We start from the raw sequence: 15,465 nt of genomic DNA on the forward strand, positions 1-15,465 counted from the left end.
GCGAGCCACCTCGGCGACCGGCCCGTCGACGACCCGGAGACCTCGCGCCGCGAACAGCCGGCGCTCGTCGGCGTCGAGCTCGATGGTGTCGTTGAGGAAGAACACGACGTCGTCGGACCACTGCCGCACCATGCGAGCCTGATGGCCCGACATCGGATGCGTCGCCACGACCGCGAGGCGCCGACCGGCGACCTCGTACCCGTGGCAGTACGGGCAGTGGAAGATGTCGACGCCGAACCCGTCACGCAGCCCCGGGATGTCGGGCAGCGAGTCGGTGATGCCGGATGCCAGCACGAGCCGCTTCGCGTGGAGCCGGTCGCCTCCGGCCCGGACCACGAAGCCGCCGTCAACGACCTCGACCCGCGAGGCAACAGCCTCCCGGACCTCGACGCCGAGCTTCTCGACCTGGGTGCGCCCGACGTCGAGCAGCTCGAGCGGGCTGAGCCCGTCGACGCCGAGATAGCCGTTGACGTGAGCCGCCGCCGCATTGCGCGGAGGTCCCCCGTCGAGCACCATGACGTGCCGGCGGGCGCGCCCGAGCACGAGGGCGGCGGACAAGCCGGCCGCGCCGGCTCCGATGACGATGGCGTCGTATGCGGGTGAGTTCATGCGCACCAGTGTTCGTCGCAGATCCGTGCAGGGCAAATGTCCTTGCCAGTATGGCAAGATGGTCGGCATGACTGACGACCTCGCCGATGCGCTCACCTCGGTCGGCCCGCGCCTGCGCGCCCTGCGCCAGCGCGGCGAAGCCACTCTGGCCCAGCTCTCCGCCACGACGGGCATCTCGGTCAGCACGCTCTCCCGCCTCGAAGCCGGGCAGCGCAAGCCGACGCTCGAGCTCCTGCTGCCGCTGGCCAGGGCCCATGGCGTGACGCTCGACGAGCTGGTCGAAGCGCCGCCCAGCGAGGACCCGCGCGTCCAGGCCGAGCCGATCACCAGGCACGGCCGGACGTACGTGCCGCTGACCCGGCAGGCCGGCGGCCCCCAGGCGTACAAGGTGGTCATGCCGCCGGGCCAGACACCTGACGACACCGGCGGCCTCAAGACGCATGAGGGCTACGAGTGGCTCTACGTGCTGTCCGGACGGCTGCGGCTCATGATCGGCGAGCACGACCTCGTGCTGGGGGTCGGCGAGGCGGCCGAGTTCGACACCCGGCTGCCGCACTGGCTGGGCAGCGCCGGAAAGGGCCCGGCCGAGGTGCTGTCGTTGTTCGGCCCGCAGGGCGAGCGCATGCACGTACGCGCGAAGCCGCGGTCGAAGGACTGACTACCAGCTCGACTTGGTGACTCCCGGCAGCTCGCCGCGGTGCGCTGCCGTGCGGAACCGTATGCGCGACAGCCCCACCTTGCGCAGATAGCCGCGCGGCCGCCCGTCCACCTGGTCGCGATTGCGCACGCGTACTGGCGAGGAGTCCCGCGGCAGCCGGGACAACGCCCGGCCTGCAGCCATCCGGTCCTCGAGGCTCAGCGTGATGTCGCGGCTCGCGGCTCGAAGCTCCGCCCGCCGCTCGGCGTGACGTTCGACCGTACGCCGGCGCCGCTCGTCGGCGACGACCTTGCTGCGCTTGGCCATCAGCGCTCCTCGCGGAACTCGACGTGGCGGCGTACGACCGGGTCGAACTTCCGGATGACCATGCGGTCGGGGTCGTTGCGACGGTTCTTGCGCGTGACGTACGTGTAGCCCGTGCCGGCCGTCGAGCGGAGCCGGACGATCGGGCGCAGCTCGCTGCCCTTGCGCATCAGACCCGCCCTCCGCGGGCACGGATCGACGCGACGACCGCGTCGATCCCACGCACGTCGATCGTCTTGATGCCGCGCGCGCTGACCCGCAGCGTGACGTACCTGCCCAGGCTGGGGACCCAGTAGCGCTTGCGCTGGATGTTGGCGTCGAACCGCCGATTGGTCCGCCGGTGCGAGTGCGAGACGTTGTGCCCGAACCCCACCTCAGCCCCAGTGACCTGACACACGCGCGACATTCCCGACTCCTTATGTAGACTGACAATCATTCCCATTAAGCCTACCTGAAAGTTCGGCCTCATGAAGCACGGCATCCACCCGCAGTACGCACCCGTCGCGTTCCGCGACAAGTCCGGCGACCTCATGTTCGTCTCCTCATCGACCCTGACGAGCTCCGAGACCGTGGAGATCGACGGCGTGACGTATCCCGTCATCGATGTCGAGATCTCGACCGCGAGCCACCCGTTCTGGACCGGCAAGGGGCGCGTGCTCGACACCGAGGGACGCGTCGAGAAGTTCAACCGCCGCTACGGAGCCGCATCATGAGCGAGCGCAGCGAGCGAAACATCAAGGCTGTCATGCCGTTGCCTCCGTATCGTGGGCTCTTCTTGGAGGTGACGGCATGACGACGCCGCTCGTCCTGATCACCGGGATCGACGCCGATGCCATGGCCAGCACCATGATCGGCCTGCAGTGGGACGCCCCGAACGCCGTGACGGTGCGCCACACGATCGACGTCGACCGCCAGGTGCTGACCCGGATCGTCAGCGACGCAGCCGGAGTCGTCGAGCGTACGCACGTCGATCTCGACCACGCATGCGTCGGCTGCGCCCTGCGTGAGGACGTCATGCCGACCCTCGAACGGCTGGCCCGCGAAGGGCGCTGGGGATCGATCATCGCCCACCTCCCCGTCGCGGCCGAGGCGACGCAGGTCTGCCGGATCCTCTCGAGCGACCACTCGATCGGCTCGGTGCTGCACGTCGCCGCCGTGCTCGCCGTCGTCAACGGTCCGACCGCCCGCGCCGACCTCCTGGGCGACGACCTGCTCCGCGAGCGCCACCTGCACACGTCTGCAGAGGACGGCCGCGGCGTCGCCGAGACGCACGCCGCGATGATCGAGTACGCCGACGCCGTCGTGATCGTCGGCGACATCGACGAGACCGACCGCTCGCTGGCCTCGGCGATGCTGCGTCCGGGGGCCGAGGTGTTCACCGATCACCTCTCGATCGACGTCGCCGAGCTGATCGCCCGCCACCGGCCGCACGACGAGGCCGAGGCCTGGGTCGACCCGGCGTACGCCGAGCCCGTGGGCCTGATCGAGATCGGCGAGGTGTGGACCGTCGAGCTGCGGTCCGACCGCCCGTTCCACCCCGACCGCCTGATGGAGAACATCGAAGGGCTGGGCGGTGGCGCCCGCCGCTCGCGTGGGTGCTTCTGGCTGCCGACCCGGCCCGACACGATCTGCCAGTGGGACGGTGCGGGCGGGCAGCTCAGCGTCGGCCCGTGCGACCACGACACGCTGGAGACGCACACCCGGATCCTCGTGACCGGGATCGACGACGGCCGGGACTCGCTCCAGGCGCTGTTCGAGCACTGCCTGCTCACGGATGACGAGCTCGCGACCCGGGGCGTCATCTGGGAGTCCGACCAGGACGGATTCGAGCCCTGGCTCGGCCCCGTTCGCCTCGCCGCCTGAACGAAGGAGCACCCCATGGCCGTACCCAAGCGCAAGATGTCCCGCAGCAACACCCGTCATCGCCGCTCGAGCTGGAAGGCCCACCCGGTCCAGCTCGTCCCGATCACGGTCGACGGCGTCGAGCACCGCGTACCCCGTCGCCTCGTCCGCGCCGTCCAGCGCGGCCTCTACGTCCCCAAGGAGCACTCATGAAGGTCCGCAACTCACTCCGCTCGCTCAAGAAGCAGCCCGGTGCCCAGGTCGTACGCCGGCGCGGGCGCACGTTCGTGATCAACAAGCAGAACCCGCGCTTCAAGGGTCGCCAGGGGTAGCGATTGCTGGATCGGCAAAGGCATTTGCGTTGTCCGTTCGACGCGCACAGGATGGTGGCATGACGCATCAGCACACCGAACGATCCGACGACCACTTCACCCGCGAGTACTGGGACGCCCGCTACGGCGGTGAGCAGGTGTGGAGCGGCGAGCCCAACCCCCACCTCGTCACGTACGCGTCGCAGCTGCCCCCCGGGTCGGCGCTCGACTTCGGCAGCGGCGAGGGGGCGGACGCGATCTGGCTGGCGCAGCAGGGCTGGCAGGTCACCGGGATCGACATCTCAGCGGTCGCGCTGGAGGCCTCCGCGGCCCGCGCCGAACGGCTGGGCCTGGAGGCGACGTGGCAGCCGGCCGATGCCTTCGACTGGTCAGCCGGTCCGACGTACGACCTGGTGTCGGCGCAGTTCATGCACCTGCCTCGTCCGGCGTTCGTCCGGCTCCACCGCGAGCTCGCCGCGTCGGTCGCTCCCGGCGGCACCCTGCTGATCGTTGGCCATCACCCCGAGGACCTGGGTCACGCACCCGAGGGCACGGTCTTCGACGACATCCGGTTCACCGCCGAGGAGGTCGCCGCTGCCCTCGACCCGGCGGACTGGGACACGATCGACGCGCTGCGGCCGGAGCGGGAATGGATCGACCGCGAGGGTCGTCCTGGCGTCGCGGTCGATGCCGTGCTGCGTGCGGTGCGTCGCCGATAGATCAGCGCTCCTCGCGGAACTCCACGTGGCGCTGAGCAATCGGGTCGTACTTGCGCAGGCCCATGCGGTCGGGGTCGTTCCGGCGGCTCTTACGGGTCGCGTACGTGTACCCGGTGCCGGCGGTGGATCGGAGCTTGATGATGGGCCTGAGATCGGCATGACGAGCCATGATGGACACCTCTCCTTGATTGACAATGATTGTCAACAAGGCGCGAGCCTGCGACATTCCCGGGCTATGAGACGTCCTCGGGTACGTAGAGAAGATCCGCCTGCCCCCGCGGATCGAACCTGGCTGCGAAGTCGCGGTCATTGAGCAGCCACACCTCGGTCCAGAGGCGGTCATGGTCATGCCCACCGCTGCGGTCTCGCTGCCGGCCACGTACGCCCGCAGTCTCCAGGTCGACGTCGACCCAGATCGACAGGTCGAAACATCCTTGGAGGTCGGGGTGCAGGATCCCGATGGCGTCGACCAGCAGGACCTCTGCGTCGGGCAGCTCCTCTACGGGCGCCAGCTCCCGTGTGTGCCAGTCGAACCGCCGGAAGCGGACCGGCTCACCTCGCCGATAGGGCTCGAGCACCTCGTGCCGCATGCGCGTACGTTCGACGCCGTCCCAGTCCGCCGAGCGACGATGCGACCCGGTCGGGTCGAGGAAGTCGTCGCCCCTCAGCCGCGTACAGCCCTCGACCGTGGCGGCGAGAGTCTTGGCGAGCGTCGACTTCCCGGACCCCGCGTACCCGCTGATGGCCACGACCGTCCGCGGTTGCGTGCTCCGCAGCTGCTCGATGCGCGAGGCGAGGTCCGCGGCAGTAGCTCGTTGAGAGGGCACGCTCAACGGTGGCACGGATGCACAACCTGTCGCATCCCTGCCCTCGCAGAACCCGGCACGCCACGGGCACCGCCTGCGTAAAATGGAGTGATGATCGAGTGGATCCTGATCGGGCTCGTCGTCCTCGGCGCCGCCGTGCTGGCGACCCATGCTGCGGCCGTGGCCTTCGTGGTCAGCAGGATCGTGTTCTCCGGCAAGCCCAAGCAGAGGCAGTTCAGCCCCAAGTCGTAGTCACACCATGCGGCGCACGATGCTGAGCGGTGCGTGCTTCAGGACCTGGCCGAGCGGCGCCCAGGGCCAGGCCGGGACGGCTGCGTCGACGACTTCCTTCTCGATGTTCTTCACGAGGGCCCGGCAGCCGGTCTCGGTGTCGACCATCATCCTGGCCTCCTGCTGGACGCCCTCGTTCATCTCTGAGGCGATGTAGCCGGGATAGAGCGTCGTGACCTTGATGTCGAGCCCCTTGCGGCCGATCAGGTCGGACCGGATGCCCTCGGCGATCGCCGCGATGCCGGCCTTGGTCGCCGCGTACGTCGTCATGGACGACGGCATGCCGCGCATCGCCGACATCGAGGAGATGACGACTAGGTGTCCGGACTTGCGCTCGTAGAAGTGCTCCATCGCCGCCTCGCACTGGGCGATCGCCGCGACGAAGTTGGTCTCGGCGGTCTGCTTGTTGGCGTGGAACTTGCCGGTGCCGATGCGTCCGCCCTTGCCGAGCCCGGCGTTGACGATGACCCGGTCGAGCCCGCCGAGCTCCTTGATGGCGAGCCTGAACACCTCGAAGACGCGATCGTGGTCGTTGACGTCGAGCTCATGCACGACGACCTCGATGCCGGGGTGCGCGGCCAGCAGCTCATCGCGCAGCGCTTCGAGCCGGTCGACCCGACGAGCGGTGAGGGCGAGGTTGTGGCCCTTCGCGGCGAGGATACGGGCCATGCCCGCGCCGAGGCCGGAGCTGGCTCCGGTGATGAGAACGTTCTTGCGCATGTCAGTCAGTCCTTCTTCGACATCTGGACGGAGGCCTTGGCCATCATGGAGTAGTAGAGCGGACGCGCAAAGCGCTTGGCGGCGTACGCGATCCTGCCATCGCGGTCGGTCAGGATGATGTGCTTGTCCTTCTCGATGCCCTTGATGACCCGTTCGGCGATGACATCCGCGCTGAGCTTGGCCCGGTCGATCAGCTTGGCCGCAGACGCGTTGGCCGCCTCGTCCTTGCCCCGCAACGACGCGGTGAGGTTGGTCTTGAAGAACGTCGGGCAGATCACCGAGACCTTGACGCCGTACGGCTTGAGCTCGTGCAACAGCGTCTCGCTCAGCGCCACGACCCCGGCCTTGACCGCGTTGTACTCGCTCATCCGAGGCGGGTGGACGAGACCGGCGGCCGACGCGGTGTTGATGATGTGACCGCTGCCCTGGTCCTTGAGCATCGGCGTGAACGTACGGCAGCCGCGTGCGACGCCGAGCAGGTTGATCTCGACGATCCACTGCCACTGGTCGATCTCGGACAGCTCGATGCGCCCGCCCGCGGCGACTCCGGCGTTGTTGAACAGGTAGTCGAGCCCGTCCCACTCCTCGACGACCCAGTCGCGCGCCCTCGCCCAGTCGACGTCCTGCGTGACGTCGAGCATCAGGTACGAGACGCCGTCGATCCCCCGCAGCGACTCAGGAAGCTCGGCGTGCACGTCGGTGGCGAGCACGCGGCACCCGCGATCGCCCAGCTGGCGTGCGAGCGCGAGCCCGAGACCGGAGGCGGCTCCGGTGATGAGGATGCGGGAGTTCGGGGCGATGGCCATGTTCAGATACTACCGGTATCTGAACTAGCGAAAGGTCACGAGGTCACGCGGCAGGTGCGTGCTCTCGTTGAGAGCCAGCAGGCGTGGTCCGGTCGAGCCGACGATGACGGTCGAGACCGCGGCATTGATCATGACGTCGTTGATCCGCTGGAACGCCGAGTCATCGCCGGTCAGCAGGTGCGAGGCGACCATCGCGATCGGGCCGCCGGAGGTGAACACCGCGATCGAGCGACCCGGACCGGCGTCCGCGACGACCTTGCCGAACGACGTCATGACCCGGTCCACGAAGGCCTGGTACGTCTCGGCGTGCTCGCCCTCCCCCGCGATCCACCCGTCGAGCGCGGCGTTGAGGCGCCGCTGGAACTCCTTGGCGTCCGTGGTCAGCGATGCCGGGTCGTGCGCACGGGCGATCGCGAGGTGGTCGTACTCGTTCCAGCCGTCGTCGATGTCGTAGCCATCTCCGTGCCCGCACGCGTCGATCGCCGCGATCGCGGTCTGGGCGTGGCGCTTCATCGAACCGGCGACCGCCGCGGTGGGCGCCCAACCCGACGCCTCCCACGACATGCCGAGAGCGGTCGACTGCTGCGTGCCGATCGCCGACAGCTGGTCGTAGTCGTCGGATCCGAACGAGGCCTGGCCATGCCGGATGAGGTGGACGGATCCCATGCCCGGAGCCTATCGGGGCGCTCCGCGGGAAAGATTCGTCACATAACTCGTCAGTAGCCGGAATCGCTCCTAGTCTGAGCCGATGAACGCATTTGAGGGAGTGTCGTTTCCATCCGAGAGCACATCAGCAGCGGCGCGGACGATCCTGTCCGATGCGTTGCGCAAGGCCGATCCGGTCGGGGCGCGGGCGGTGGAGAACGAGACCAACTGGCGCCGCAACTACCTGAACCACTTCCGCCGTGCGCTCGAGGCCGGCATCGGCGAGGCGACCGCGGCGCAGTCGATCGCCTCCGAGGGACTGCGCAGCGCCCACGAGCTCATGCGGTACGGCGACGTCGGCCTCGACGACGCGATCACCGGCACCGCGCTGTCACAGGTCTTCCACACCCGCACGGTCATCGGGACCGCCGAGCCGGAGAAGGAGCTCTCGATCCCCTACCGCGGTGAACGCCTGCGTGGCAAGGCGCTGCTGGACCAGCTGGACGCCTGGGTCGAGCTCGGCGTCATCACGCAGTCGTGCTCCGAGGCGGTCCAGACCGTGCAGGAGAACCCCGAATGGCTGCGGCTCGAGGGCGACACGATCGTCGTCCTGGGTGCCGGCGCGGAGATGGCGCCCTACCGCGCGCTGCTTCGCTGGGGCGCCGAGGTCGTCGCAATCGACCTGCCGCGGCCCGACATGCAGGAACGCGTGCGGTCGTACGCCGAGCAGTCGGCCAGCCGGGTGCACGTCCCGGCGCGCATCGTGACGAACGGTGACGACGACTCCGGCGCCGACCTGGTCACCGAGCTCTCCGCCGTCGCGCACTGGCTCGACGGCTTCGAGGGCCGCCTGGTGCTGGGCAATTATTGCTACGCCGATGGCGCCTCGCACGTACGTGTGTCGATGGCAGCCGACGCGCTGGCGGCCCACCTGACCCGGGAGCGGCACGACACCGCGCTGGCGTTCCTCGCCACGCCGACCGACACGTTCGCCGTGCCGGCGGCCGAGGTCGCGTACGCCAATCGCGCCTACGCCGAGTCGTCGAAGATCGTCCGGGCGCCGCTGCGGATGATCAGCGGCGGCCGGCTGCTGCAGCGCAACTACCCGCCCGGCGCCGACCCCGGCGTGTGCGACGCACTGGTGCCGCAGCAGGGTCCCAACTACGCGCTCGCCAAGCGACTTCAGCGCTGGCGGGCCACCGCCGCCCGCCACGAGGGGACGACGGTGTCGCTCAACGTGGCGCCCGCGACACGTACCCGCTCGGTCGTCAAGAACAAGGCACTCGCTGCGGCGTACGCCGGCGCGCACCGCTTCGGCGTCGAGGTCTTCGAGCCGGCGACCAGCAACACCCTCATGGCGGCACTCATGGCGTACGACCTGAGGTCCGGCGCCGCACCGCAGGCCGAGCCGTGGCAGGACGAGGCAGTCAACGCGGCGCACGGCGGGTTGTGGACCTGCGCCTATCACCCACGCAGCGCCCTGGGCCTCGCCGCGGTCCTCGGCATCGGCGCCCTGCGGGGCTGACGCGGGGTCAGCGGCCGGTGAACTTCGCCGCGCGCTTCTCGATGAACGCCTGGCCGCCTTCGGCGAAGTCGGTGGTCGCGAACAGGGCGATCTGACCCTCACGTTCGCGGTCGAGCGCGGCGTCGAGGTGCGACAGGGTCGTGGCGGTGATCGCCGCCTTCATCGTGCCGAGCGCCACCGTCGGTCCGTTGCCGAGCTTGTCGATCAGCGTCGCCAGCTCCGCCTCGTACGCCTCGTCGTCGAGCGATGCGTGGATCAGGCCGATCTCTGCGGCCTCATCGGCGGAGAGCCGCTCACCGAGCATCGCCATGCGGTTGGCTCGGGCCCGGCCGATCGATGCGGCGACGAGCTCGGTGGCGCCACCGTCGGGCATCAGGCCGATGTTGACGAACGCCAGCAGGAAGTAGCCCGAGCTCTTCGCCACGGTGATGTCCGCGGCGATCGCGATGGACACGCCCACTCCCGCGGCGATGCCGTTGACCGCGCTGACGACGGGGACCGGCGTGCGCGTGATGGCCCGGACCAGGCGGTTCGCGCCGTCGAGGGTTGCGGCGCCGTCGAAGTCAGGCCCGAGCGCCGCCCCGGAGCTGAACGCCCGCCCGCTGCCCGTGATGACGATCAGGCGTACGTCCGAAGCCGCCTCGATCGCGGCGGCCGCGTCGTTGAGCATGTCCGCCGTCAGGGCGTTGAGGCGCTCCGGCTCGTTCCAGGTGATCGTCAGGACGCCGTCAGCAGTGTCGAGGAGTACTGAGTCGCTCATGGGTTCCTCCATTGTCCGAGCAAGGTCTGCAGCACCGCGATGAGCGCGATGGGCTGGTCGAGCATGATGTGGTGACCCGCGTCGCGGATGACCGTGACCGGGACGTCGCGCCCGAGGCGCTCGGCGACGACGTCCGTGATGTCGTGCGTCGCCATGCCGCGCTCGCCGCGGATCAGGGCGATGTCGCAGGTCGCCCGGGCGAGATCCTCGGGCTCCATCCGGGCACGCAGGAAGATGCGGGGATCGAACTTCCACGTCCACCCGCCCTCGACCTCACGGATCGAGCCTTCGGCCAGGTGTCGGTGCACGTAGGGCAGCGACGCGTCGTCGGCGGGCAGCGTACGGAAGCGCCCGAGGATCGTCTCGCGGTCGGGGTACGTCTTGTTGCCGGGCACATGCTCACTCGCGACCCAGGCCTTGGCCTCGGGCGACATCTCGCGCACCGGCGAGTCGATCGCGGCCGCTCCGCGGATCGCGTGACCGTGACGCTGCGCGGCCGTCAGCACCACGAAGCCACCCATGCTGTGCCCCAGCAGGACCGGCGGCTGGCCGGACTCCGCGCGGGCGACCGCCATGACCTCGTCGGCCCATCCGTCCAACGAGTACGTCTTGCGGTGGCCGCTGTCGCCGTGGCCGCTCAGGTCGATCGCGATGACGCGGTGTCCGGCGGCCAGATGCGGGGCGATGTGGTCCCACCAGCCGGCATGGGCGGCTCCGCCGTGCACGAGGACCGCGACCGGGTCGCCGCCCTTGCCCCAGGCGCGATAGGCGATGCGTACGCCATCGACCTCGACGTCGCCGGAGTCGTACGACTGCCCGAGGGCATCGGCGAACCATGCCGGGGTCTCTGGGCTCATCGCGACTCTCCTCATGCGCAGTCGGTACCTGGACTTTAGGCGAGACCGTCAGCTGAACTGCGTTCAGGGCGACATTGGTCACTTACCGTCAGTATTGACTGTAAGTGAGGGCCACGGCAGGATCGAGCCCATGTCCCTTGCAGGAAAGACCATCATCATGTCCGGCGGGTCCCGCGGGATCGGCGAGGCGATCGCGATCCGCGCCGCCAAGGACGGCGCCAACGTCGCCCTCCTCGCCAAGACGACCGAGCCGCACCCGAAGCTGCCGGGCACGATCTACACGGCCGCGGCCGCGATCGAGGAGGCCGGCGGCAAGGCCCTGCCGCTCGTCGGTGACGTGCGCGATGACGACTTCGTGATCGACGCCGTCGCCAGGACCGCCGAGGCGTTCGGCGGCATCGACATCGTGGTCAACAACGCGAGCGCGATCGACCTGTCCAACACCGCGGACATCTCGATGAAGAAGTACGACCTGATGAACGACATCAACACCCGGGGCTCGTTCCTGCTCGCGAAGTCCGCGATCGAGTGGCTCAAGAAGTCCGACAACGCCCACATCCTCACGCTGTCGCCGCCGATCAGCCTCGACCCCAAGTGGTTCACGAAGCACACGGCATACACGATCGCGAAGTACGGCATGAGCCTCGTGACGCTCGGCCTGAGCGAGGAGCTGCGCGAGTTCGGCATCGCCGCCAACTCCCTGTGGCCCCGCACCGCGATCGACACCGCGGCGGTCCGCAACGTCGTCGGCGCCGGTCTCGTCAGTCACTCCCGTACGCCGGCGATCATGGCCGACGCGGCGTACGAGATCCTCACCAAGCCGAGCCGGGAGCTCACCGGCCAGTTCCTGATCGACGACGACGTGCTCGAGGACGCGGGAGTCACCGACTTCTCGGTGTACCTCAATGGCGGCACGGAGGAGGACCTCGCGCTCGACTTCTGGGTCGAGCCCAAGGGCCCGCACAACCCCGAGCTCAGGATGCACTGACCGGGAGCGCCTCCGCCGAGGCACGGTGCCCGCGGAGCGCGCCACCCCATGCGATGAGCTCGTCGAGCATCGTGTGGACGGTCTGCTCCTTGTCCGGGCCCGGCGTGAATGTCGTGTAGTCGCGGAAGTCCTCGGCGAGTGTCAGGGTGACCAGCGAGCGCACGGTGGCCACCTTGAGCTCGGCCAGCATCGAACGCAGGTGCTCGGCGGCACGGACGCCGCCGCCCTGCGCGCTGTAGGTGATGAAGCCGGCAGCCTTGTCGCCCCACTCCGCAAAGAGGAAGTCGACCGCGTTCTTCAGGACGGCAGGGATCGAGTGGTTGTACTCGGGCGTGACGAAGACGAACGCGTCGAACCCGTCGATCAGCGCCGACCATGCCTTGGTGTGCTCGTGGGTGTACATCCCGATGATCGGTGGCGCCGGCTCGTCGAGGTACGGGAGCGGGTGGTCCGCGAGGTCCACGATGTCGACCTCGGCGTCGCTGCGGGTGGCGGCGATCTCGTACGCCCAGCGGGCGACCGCCGCGCTGTTGCGACCGGGCCGCGTGCTGCCGACGATGATGGCGATCTTCAGGGGTTCTGTCTGAGTAGTCATGTCTCGAGCCTGGGGGCGTCGGCGCACGTCAGGGAGACCGAGCCGAGGCCAGCCCTGTCAGGGCTACCCTCGGCTCCGCGATCACTGTCAGACTCGAGGAGTGATCGACGGTGAGCTCGGCTCGTTCCTCCGTACGAGGCGTGAAGCGTTACGCCCGGCCGATGTCGGACTGCCCACCGGTGACCGACGACGCACGCCGGGACTGCGCAGGGCCGAGGTGGCGACCTTGGCGGGCATCAGCGTCGACTACCTCGTTCGGCTCGAGCAGGGGCGCGACTCGCATCCGTCGACGCAAGTGCTCGGAGCGCTCGCCCGCGTGCTGCAGCTGACCGCGGACGACATCGGTCACCTGCAGCAGCTGGCCATGATCAGCAACGGCACCGAGCTGCTCTGCCAGCGATCCCGATCGGTCCCAGACACCGTGCGCCCGACCGTGCAGGCGATGATCGACAACCTCGACCCGGCGCCGGCATTCGTGGTCAACGACCTCAGCGATCTGTTGGCGTGGAACGACGCCTATGAGCGGCTCGTACGTCCCCTTGGCGTGCTGGACGACCCCCGGCCCAACCTGTTGCTCTACCTGTTCGGCGACCCACGCTCCCGTGAGGCATACGCCGACTGGGATGCCGCCGCCGAGGACCTCGTGGCCTCACTGCATGAGGCGAGGCGCGGACCCGGCGAGGCGAATGACCTGGCCGACCATCTCGTGGCGGAGTATCCAGAGTTCGCGTCGCGATGGGAGCGCAAGCCGGTGGGCAGCCGTCGCATCGGCACGACGGGCCTGCGGCATCCCGATGTCGGCGACGTGTGGCTCGCCTTCGAGACCATGCAGCTCGCCGACGAGGGCCATCGCCTCGTGGTCAGCCTGCCCGCCGATGAGGAGAGCGCCGCTTCCCTCGATCGGCTCGTGGGGCGGCGGCCCGGTGGGCTGCGGGCGGTCGACGCCGGCTAGTACTTGACGTACTCGTTAATTAACCAGTACGTTAAATGGCATGGCGACCGATCAGCTCAGCAAGGTGTTCTCGGCACTCGCCGATCCGACCCGGCGTGACATCCTCACCCGGCTCGGACAGGGCGATGCCACCGTCACCGAGCTCGCCGACCCGTTCCCGATCAGCCTTCCGGCGATCTCGCGGCACCTCAAGGTGCTCGAGGGTGCCGGACTGATCAGCCGGGACAAGCGCGCGCAGTGGCGTACGAACAGCCTCGAGGCCGCGCCACTGAAGGAGGCGACAACGTGGATGGAACATCTCAGCCACCTGTGGGACGACCGCTTCACTCGTCTCGACGCGCACCTCGCCGCCATGAAGGCACTGCAGGACGACACCACGGACACCGACAAGGAAGAGGAATCGAACGATGACTGAAACCACATTCGAAGTGAACATCTCGCGTTACTTCGACGCCCCTCCCGAGCTCGTCTACCGGGCCTTCACGGATCCCGAGCAGCTCGCCCAGTGGTTCGGGCCGTTGATGTTCGTCGTGCCGCTCGACACGGTGGACGTCGACATCCGCCCCGGCGGCCACTGGGAGATGACGATGGTCGGCAAGGACAACCCCGAGTGGCGGGCACCGGTCCACGCCACCTTCACGGAAGTCGTCGAGAACCAGCTGCTGGTGGGCTACGAGACCGCAGAGTCGATCCCGGGCATCGAGGACGGCACCAAGATGTCACTCTCGATCGAGTTCATCCCGGAGGGCGACGGCACCCGACTCGAGCTCCGCCAGGGACCGTTCCCCGAGGAGATGCGCGAGATGAGCGAGGTCGGCTGGAACCAGTCGTTCCACAAGCTCGATGCTCTGCTCGCCACGCCGGCCAAGTTCCGCAACAGCCCTGACACCGTCGAGGGTGGCGCGTCATGACCACGATCACGCCGTTCCTCTGGTTCGACGACAACGCCGAGCAGGCGATCGAGCGCTATCTCAAGGTGTTCGACGACGCCGAGATCGTCGACGAGAACCGCTTACCCGACGGCAAGCTGTTCATTGCGACGATCCGCCTGCAGGGCCAGACGTTGACGCTCATGAACGGCGGACCCGGCCACAAGCTCACCGACGCCTTCTCGCTGTCGGTCGGCGTGGAGACGCAGGAAGAGGTCGACTCGATCTCGGACGCGCTGATCGACGGCGGCGGCGAGCAGGGCCCGTGCGGCTGGCTCGTCGACGCGTTCGGCCTCTCGTGGCAGGTCATCCCTTCGCTGCTCATGCGTCTGATGAGTGACCCGGATCCCGAGAAGGCTGGCCGTACGCAGGCCGCCATGATGCAGATGAAGCGCCTCGACCTCCAGGCCCTGCAGGACGCGTACGACGGCAAGGCCTGATCAGCGCTCGACGACGACGGACTCCACCGGCGTACCGACGACGACCGTACGCGTGACGGTGCACAGCCGGTCGTGCGACTGGGCGACCGCCCTCGGGAGAGTCTCCCGGGCGCGGTCGCCGTCGGCGCCCTCGGGGAATGTCACGTCGAACGTCACGCGTATGTCGGTCAGCCGGTTGCCGAGGTCGTCGCGGATCTTGTCGGCGCGGATCGAGACGTCGAACGACTCCGGATCGACGCGCTTGCCCACCAGGTAGTCGACATCGATCGCGCTGCAGCCCGCGATCCCCGCCAGCAACAGCTCGATCGGCGTGAAGTCGCTGTCGTCGCCCTCGCCGAAGTCCAGGGTCCCGCCCCGGACGTTCGTCGCCCGGAATCGGGCCTTGCCGGTGCGGGTCAGCTCAACGGATCGCTCGGTCTCAGTCGTCATACCGTGACGCTATCTCGCGCGGCCGTTGCCGGGTCTTTCCGATGTGTCAGTTCTCGAGGTTGAAGTACACCTGGTCGGCCACGTCGACTCCGCCCACGCGAACCCAGCCACCGAACTGGTCGGGGTACTCGGTCTGCCCCTTCTTGGCCGCTGCACACTCGACCATGACGGTGGCGAGGTCGCAGTGGTTCTCGGTGTAGGCCAGCAGGTCGGGTGCGATCTCCGTCGTCATGTTCACGTGGCTGGCCACCGAGGGCACGTTGTCGGTGTAGTTCCCGTA

General features: G+C 68.6%; 27 protein-coding genes. 13 read left to right on the forward strand and 14 right to left on the reverse strand.

Annotated elements, in window-relative coordinates:
* Positions 1 to 609: NAD(P)/FAD-dependent oxidoreductase (locus V6M46_RS12080; protein WP_332665308.1), on the reverse strand; the 609-nt coding region annotated here is incomplete at its 3' end.
* Positions 610 to 676: 67 nt separating this feature from the next.
* On the opposite strand from V6M46_RS12080, the gene V6M46_RS12085 reads away from it, so the two are divergent.
* Positions 677 to 1,267 (forward strand): helix-turn-helix domain-containing protein, encoded by a 591-nt coding sequence (locus tag V6M46_RS12085; protein WP_332665311.1) that lies wholly within the window; start codon positions 677 to 679, stop codon positions 1,265 to 1,267.
* On the opposite strand, the gene rpsN is transcribed toward V6M46_RS12085, so the two are convergent.
* The 3 genes from rpsN to rpmB are packed head-to-tail and all read right to left on the reverse strand — an operon-like array spanning position 1,268 to position 1,976.
* Positions 1,268 to 1,573 (reverse strand): 30S ribosomal protein S14, encoded by a 306-nt coding sequence (rpsN, locus tag V6M46_RS12090; protein ID WP_332665314.1) that lies wholly within the window; start codon positions 1,571 to 1,573, stop codon positions 1,268 to 1,270.
* Positions 1,573 to 1,740, reverse strand: coding sequence for a 50S ribosomal protein L33 (rpmG, locus tag V6M46_RS12095; RefSeq protein ID WP_332665316.1), 168 nt, complete (start codon positions 1,738 to 1,740; stop codon positions 1,573 to 1,575). The genes rpsN and rpmG (V6M46_RS12095) overlap by 1 nt, the downstream gene beginning before the upstream one ends.
* Positions 1,740 to 1,976: a 50S ribosomal protein L28 gene (gene rpmB / locus V6M46_RS12100; protein ID WP_332665319.1), complete on the reverse strand. Its 237-nt coding sequence runs from the start codon at positions 1,974 to 1,976 to the stop codon at positions 1,740 to 1,742. Before rpmB ends, rpmG (V6M46_RS12095) begins: the two co-directional genes overlap by 1 nt.
* Before the next feature lie 61 nt (positions 1,977 to 2,037).
* Here rpmB and V6M46_RS12105 point away from each other — a divergent pair, with 61 nt between their 5' ends.
* The 5 genes from V6M46_RS12105 to V6M46_RS12125 all read left to right on the forward strand — a co-directional run bounded on the left by V6M46_RS12105 (position 2,038) and on the right by V6M46_RS12125 (position 4,442).
* Entirely contained in the window at positions 2,038 to 2,283 is a 246-nt protein-coding gene (locus tag V6M46_RS12105; RefSeq protein ID WP_332665322.1) for a type B 50S ribosomal protein L31, read from the forward strand.
* A 76-nt stretch (positions 2,284 to 2,359) separates the two neighbouring features.
* Entirely contained in the window at positions 2,360 to 3,433 is a 1,074-nt protein-coding gene (locus tag V6M46_RS12110) for a CobW family GTP-binding protein (RefSeq protein WP_332665325.1), read from the forward strand.
* A gap of 15 nt (positions 3,434 to 3,448) precedes the next feature.
* Positions 3,449 to 3,625 carry a 50S ribosomal protein L32 gene (gene rpmF, locus V6M46_RS12115; RefSeq protein ID WP_332665328.1) on the forward strand — a complete coding sequence of 59 codons (177 nt, stop codon included), beginning with the start codon at positions 3,449 to 3,451 and terminating at the stop codon, positions 3,623 to 3,625.
* Positions 3,622 to 3,744, forward strand: coding sequence for a type B 50S ribosomal protein L36 (gene ykgO, locus V6M46_RS12120; protein WP_332665330.1), 123 nt, complete (start codon positions 3,622 to 3,624; stop codon positions 3,742 to 3,744). Before rpmF ends, ykgO begins: the two co-directional genes overlap by 4 nt.
* Before the next feature lie 59 nt (positions 3,745 to 3,803).
* On the forward strand, positions 3,804 to 4,442 hold the full coding sequence (locus V6M46_RS12125; protein ID WP_332665333.1) for a class I SAM-dependent methyltransferase: 639 nt from the start codon (positions 3,804 to 3,806) through the stop codon (positions 4,440 to 4,442).
* 1 nt (position 4,443) lies between these two features.
* On the opposite strand, the gene rpmG (V6M46_RS12130) is transcribed toward V6M46_RS12125, so the two are convergent.
* Together rpmG (V6M46_RS12130) and V6M46_RS12135 are read right to left on the reverse strand one after the other, a co-directional pair.
* A complete protein-coding gene (gene rpmG / locus V6M46_RS12130) occupies positions 4,444 to 4,611 on the reverse strand; it encodes a 50S ribosomal protein L33 (protein WP_332665335.1) in 168 nt (55 codons plus the stop codon).
* A gap of 64 nt (positions 4,612 to 4,675) precedes the next feature.
* Complete coding sequence (locus tag V6M46_RS12135; protein WP_332665338.1) at positions 4,676 to 5,284, reverse strand: uridine kinase family protein; 609 nt, start codon at positions 5,282 to 5,284, stop codon at positions 4,676 to 4,678.
* A gap of 75 nt (positions 5,285 to 5,359) precedes the next feature.
* On the opposite strand from V6M46_RS12135, the gene V6M46_RS12140 reads away from it, so the two are divergent.
* On the forward strand, positions 5,360 to 5,500 hold the full coding sequence (locus V6M46_RS12140) for a hypothetical protein (RefSeq protein WP_332665340.1): 141 nt from the start codon (positions 5,360 to 5,362) through the stop codon (positions 5,498 to 5,500).
* On the opposite strand, the gene V6M46_RS12145 is transcribed toward V6M46_RS12140, so the two are convergent.
* Genes V6M46_RS12145 through V6M46_RS12155 form a run of 3 tightly spaced genes read right to left on the reverse strand, consistent with a single transcriptional unit; the run spans position 5,501 to position 7,731 of the window.
* Positions 5,501 to 6,259 carry an SDR family oxidoreductase gene (locus tag V6M46_RS12145; protein WP_332665343.1) on the reverse strand — a complete coding sequence of 253 codons (759 nt, stop codon included), beginning with the start codon at positions 6,257 to 6,259 and terminating at the stop codon, positions 5,501 to 5,503.
* Between the two features lie 5 nt (positions 6,260 to 6,264).
* Entirely contained in the window at positions 6,265 to 7,065 is an 801-nt protein-coding gene (locus V6M46_RS12150; RefSeq protein ID WP_332665344.1) for an SDR family NAD(P)-dependent oxidoreductase, read from the reverse strand.
* Between the two features lie 24 nt (positions 7,066 to 7,089).
* Positions 7,090 to 7,731, reverse strand: coding sequence for a histidine phosphatase family protein (locus V6M46_RS12155; RefSeq protein ID WP_332665349.1), 642 nt, complete (start codon positions 7,729 to 7,731; stop codon positions 7,090 to 7,092).
* Positions 7,732 to 7,813: 82 nt separating this feature from the next.
* On the opposite strand from V6M46_RS12155, the gene V6M46_RS12160 reads away from it, so the two are divergent.
* Positions 7,814 to 9,235 carry a hypothetical protein gene (locus V6M46_RS12160; protein WP_332665351.1) on the forward strand — a complete coding sequence of 474 codons (1,422 nt, stop codon included), beginning with the start codon at positions 7,814 to 7,816 and terminating at the stop codon, positions 9,233 to 9,235.
* Positions 9,236 to 9,242: 7 nt separating this feature from the next.
* Here the strand turns inward: V6M46_RS12160 and V6M46_RS12165 are convergent, their stop codons facing one another.
* Positions 9,243 to 9,995, reverse strand: coding sequence for an enoyl-CoA hydratase (locus V6M46_RS12165; RefSeq protein WP_332665353.1), 753 nt, complete (start codon positions 9,993 to 9,995; stop codon positions 9,243 to 9,245).
* Positions 9,992 to 10,852, reverse strand: a complete 861-nt coding sequence (locus V6M46_RS12170) for an alpha/beta fold hydrolase (RefSeq protein ID WP_332665355.1) — start codon at positions 10,850 to 10,852, stop codon at positions 9,992 to 9,994. Before V6M46_RS12170 ends, V6M46_RS12165 begins: the two co-directional genes overlap by 4 nt.
* 130 nt (positions 10,853 to 10,982) lie before the next feature.
* On the opposite strand from V6M46_RS12170, the gene V6M46_RS12175 reads away from it, so the two are divergent.
* Positions 10,983 to 11,840: an SDR family oxidoreductase gene (locus V6M46_RS12175; RefSeq protein WP_332665359.1), complete on the forward strand. Its 858-nt coding sequence runs from the start codon at positions 10,983 to 10,985 to the stop codon at positions 11,838 to 11,840.
* Here V6M46_RS12175 and V6M46_RS12180 read toward each other — a convergent pair.
* The gene (locus V6M46_RS12180; RefSeq protein WP_332665361.1) at positions 11,827 to 12,435 is read right to left on the reverse strand and encodes an NADPH-dependent FMN reductase; all 609 of its coding nucleotides are present in this window, start codon (positions 12,433 to 12,435) and stop codon (positions 11,827 to 11,829) included. The two genes, V6M46_RS12175 and V6M46_RS12180, sit on opposite strands and share 14 nt — an antisense overlap.
* Before the next feature lie 100 nt (positions 12,436 to 12,535).
* Between V6M46_RS12180 and V6M46_RS12185 the strand changes: the two genes are divergently transcribed.
* The 4 genes from V6M46_RS12185 to V6M46_RS12200 are packed head-to-tail and all read left to right on the forward strand — an operon-like array spanning position 12,536 to position 14,756.
* Positions 12,536 to 13,387, forward strand: coding sequence for a helix-turn-helix transcriptional regulator (locus tag V6M46_RS12185; protein ID WP_332665363.1), 852 nt, complete (start codon positions 12,536 to 12,538; stop codon positions 13,385 to 13,387).
* 40 nt (positions 13,388 to 13,427) lie between these two features.
* On the forward strand, positions 13,428 to 13,802 hold the full coding sequence (locus V6M46_RS12190; protein WP_332665366.1) for an ArsR/SmtB family transcription factor: 375 nt from the start codon (positions 13,428 to 13,430) through the stop codon (positions 13,800 to 13,802).
* Positions 13,795 to 14,298, forward strand: coding sequence for an SRPBCC family protein (locus V6M46_RS12195; protein ID WP_332665369.1), 504 nt, complete (start codon positions 13,795 to 13,797; stop codon positions 14,296 to 14,298). The genes V6M46_RS12190 and V6M46_RS12195 overlap by 8 nt, the downstream gene beginning before the upstream one ends.
* Positions 14,295 to 14,756 (forward strand): VOC family protein, encoded by a 462-nt coding sequence (locus V6M46_RS12200; protein WP_332665372.1) that lies wholly within the window; start codon positions 14,295 to 14,297, stop codon positions 14,754 to 14,756. The genes V6M46_RS12195 and V6M46_RS12200 overlap by 4 nt, the downstream gene beginning before the upstream one ends.
* On the opposite strand, the gene V6M46_RS12205 is transcribed toward V6M46_RS12200, so the two are convergent.
* Both V6M46_RS12205 and V6M46_RS12210 read right to left on the reverse strand, forming a co-directional pair.
* On the reverse strand, positions 14,757 to 15,185 hold the full coding sequence (locus V6M46_RS12205) for an OsmC family protein (RefSeq protein ID WP_332665375.1): 429 nt from the start codon (positions 15,183 to 15,185) through the stop codon (positions 14,757 to 14,759). It lies immediately after the preceding gene.
* Positions 15,186 to 15,231: 46 nt separating this feature from the next.
* On the reverse strand, positions 15,232 to 15,465 hold a 234-nt coding region (locus V6M46_RS12210), incomplete at its 5' end, for a hypothetical protein (RefSeq protein WP_332665378.1).

This window comes from Aeromicrobium sp., from assembly GCF_036676885.1.
In the GTDB taxonomy this organism is placed as follows: Bacteria; Actinomycetota; Actinomycetes; order Propionibacteriales; family Nocardioidaceae; genus Aeromicrobium.

Bases quoted from the DNA above. Each gene is read 5' to 3' on its own strand.
- V6M46_RS12110 (WP_332665325.1), top strand. From the start codon at position 2,360: ATGACGACGCCGCTCGTCCTGATCACCGGGATCGACGCCGATGCCATG.
- V6M46_RS12195 (WP_332665369.1), top strand. From the start codon at position 13,795: ATGACTGAAACCACATTCGAAGTGAACATCTCGCGTTACTTCGACGCC.
- V6M46_RS12190 (WP_332665366.1), top strand. From the start codon at position 13,428: ATGGCGACCGATCAGCTCAGCAAGGTGTTCTCGGCACTCGCCGATCCG.
- V6M46_RS12180 (WP_332665361.1), bottom strand. From the start codon at position 12,435: ATGACTACTCAGACAGAACCCCTGAAGATCGCCATCATCGTCGGCAGC.
- V6M46_RS12085 (WP_332665311.1), top strand. From the start codon at position 677: ATGACTGACGACCTCGCCGATGCGCTCACCTCGGTCGGCCCGCGCCTG.
- rpmF (WP_332665328.1), top strand. From the start codon at position 3,449: ATGGCCGTACCCAAGCGCAAGATGTCCCGCAGCAACACCCGTCATCGC.
- V6M46_RS12150 (WP_332665344.1), bottom strand. From the start codon at position 7,065: ATGGCCATCGCCCCGAACTCCCGCATCCTCATCACCGGAGCCGCCTCC.
- V6M46_RS12125 (WP_332665333.1), top strand. From the start codon at position 3,804: ATGACGCATCAGCACACCGAACGATCCGACGACCACTTCACCCGCGAG.
- V6M46_RS12145 (WP_332665343.1), bottom strand. From the start codon at position 6,259: ATGCGCAAGAACGTTCTCATCACCGGAGCCAGCTCCGGCCTCGGCGCG.
- V6M46_RS12140 (WP_332665340.1), top strand. From the start codon at position 5,360: ATGATCGAGTGGATCCTGATCGGGCTCGTCGTCCTCGGCGCCGCCGTG.
- rpsN (WP_332665314.1), bottom strand. From the start codon at position 1,573: ATGGCCAAGCGCAGCAAGGTCGTCGCCGACGAGCGGCGCCGGCGTACG.
- V6M46_RS12155 (WP_332665349.1), bottom strand. From the start codon at position 7,731: ATGGGATCCGTCCACCTCATCCGGCATGGCCAGGCCTCGTTCGGATCC.
- V6M46_RS12170 (WP_332665355.1), bottom strand. From the start codon at position 10,852: ATGAGCCCAGAGACCCCGGCATGGTTCGCCGATGCCCTCGGGCAGTCG.
- V6M46_RS12175 (WP_332665359.1), top strand. From the start codon at position 10,983: ATGTCCCTTGCAGGAAAGACCATCATCATGTCCGGCGGGTCCCGCGGG.
- V6M46_RS12105 (WP_332665322.1), top strand. From the start codon at position 2,038: ATGAAGCACGGCATCCACCCGCAGTACGCACCCGTCGCGTTCCGCGAC.
- rpmG (WP_332665316.1), bottom strand. From the start codon at position 1,740: ATGCGCAAGGGCAGCGAGCTGCGCCCGATCGTCCGGCTCCGCTCGACG.
- V6M46_RS12200 (WP_332665372.1), top strand. From the start codon at position 14,295: ATGACCACGATCACGCCGTTCCTCTGGTTCGACGACAACGCCGAGCAG.
- ykgO (WP_332665330.1), top strand. From the start codon at position 3,622: ATGAAGGTCCGCAACTCACTCCGCTCGCTCAAGAAGCAGCCCGGTGCC.
- V6M46_RS12165 (WP_332665353.1), bottom strand. From the start codon at position 9,995: ATGAGCGACTCAGTACTCCTCGACACTGCTGACGGCGTCCTGACGATC.
- rpmB (WP_332665319.1), bottom strand. From the start codon at position 1,976: ATGTCGCGCGTGTGTCAGGTCACTGGGGCTGAGGTGGGGTTCGGGCAC.
- V6M46_RS12205 (WP_332665375.1), bottom strand. From the start codon at position 15,185: ATGACGACTGAGACCGAGCGATCCGTTGAGCTGACCCGCACCGGCAAG.
- rpmG (WP_332665335.1), bottom strand. From the start codon at position 4,611: ATGGCTCGTCATGCCGATCTCAGGCCCATCATCAAGCTCCGATCCACC.
- V6M46_RS12160 (WP_332665351.1), top strand. From the start codon at position 7,814: ATGAACGCATTTGAGGGAGTGTCGTTTCCATCCGAGAGCACATCAGCA.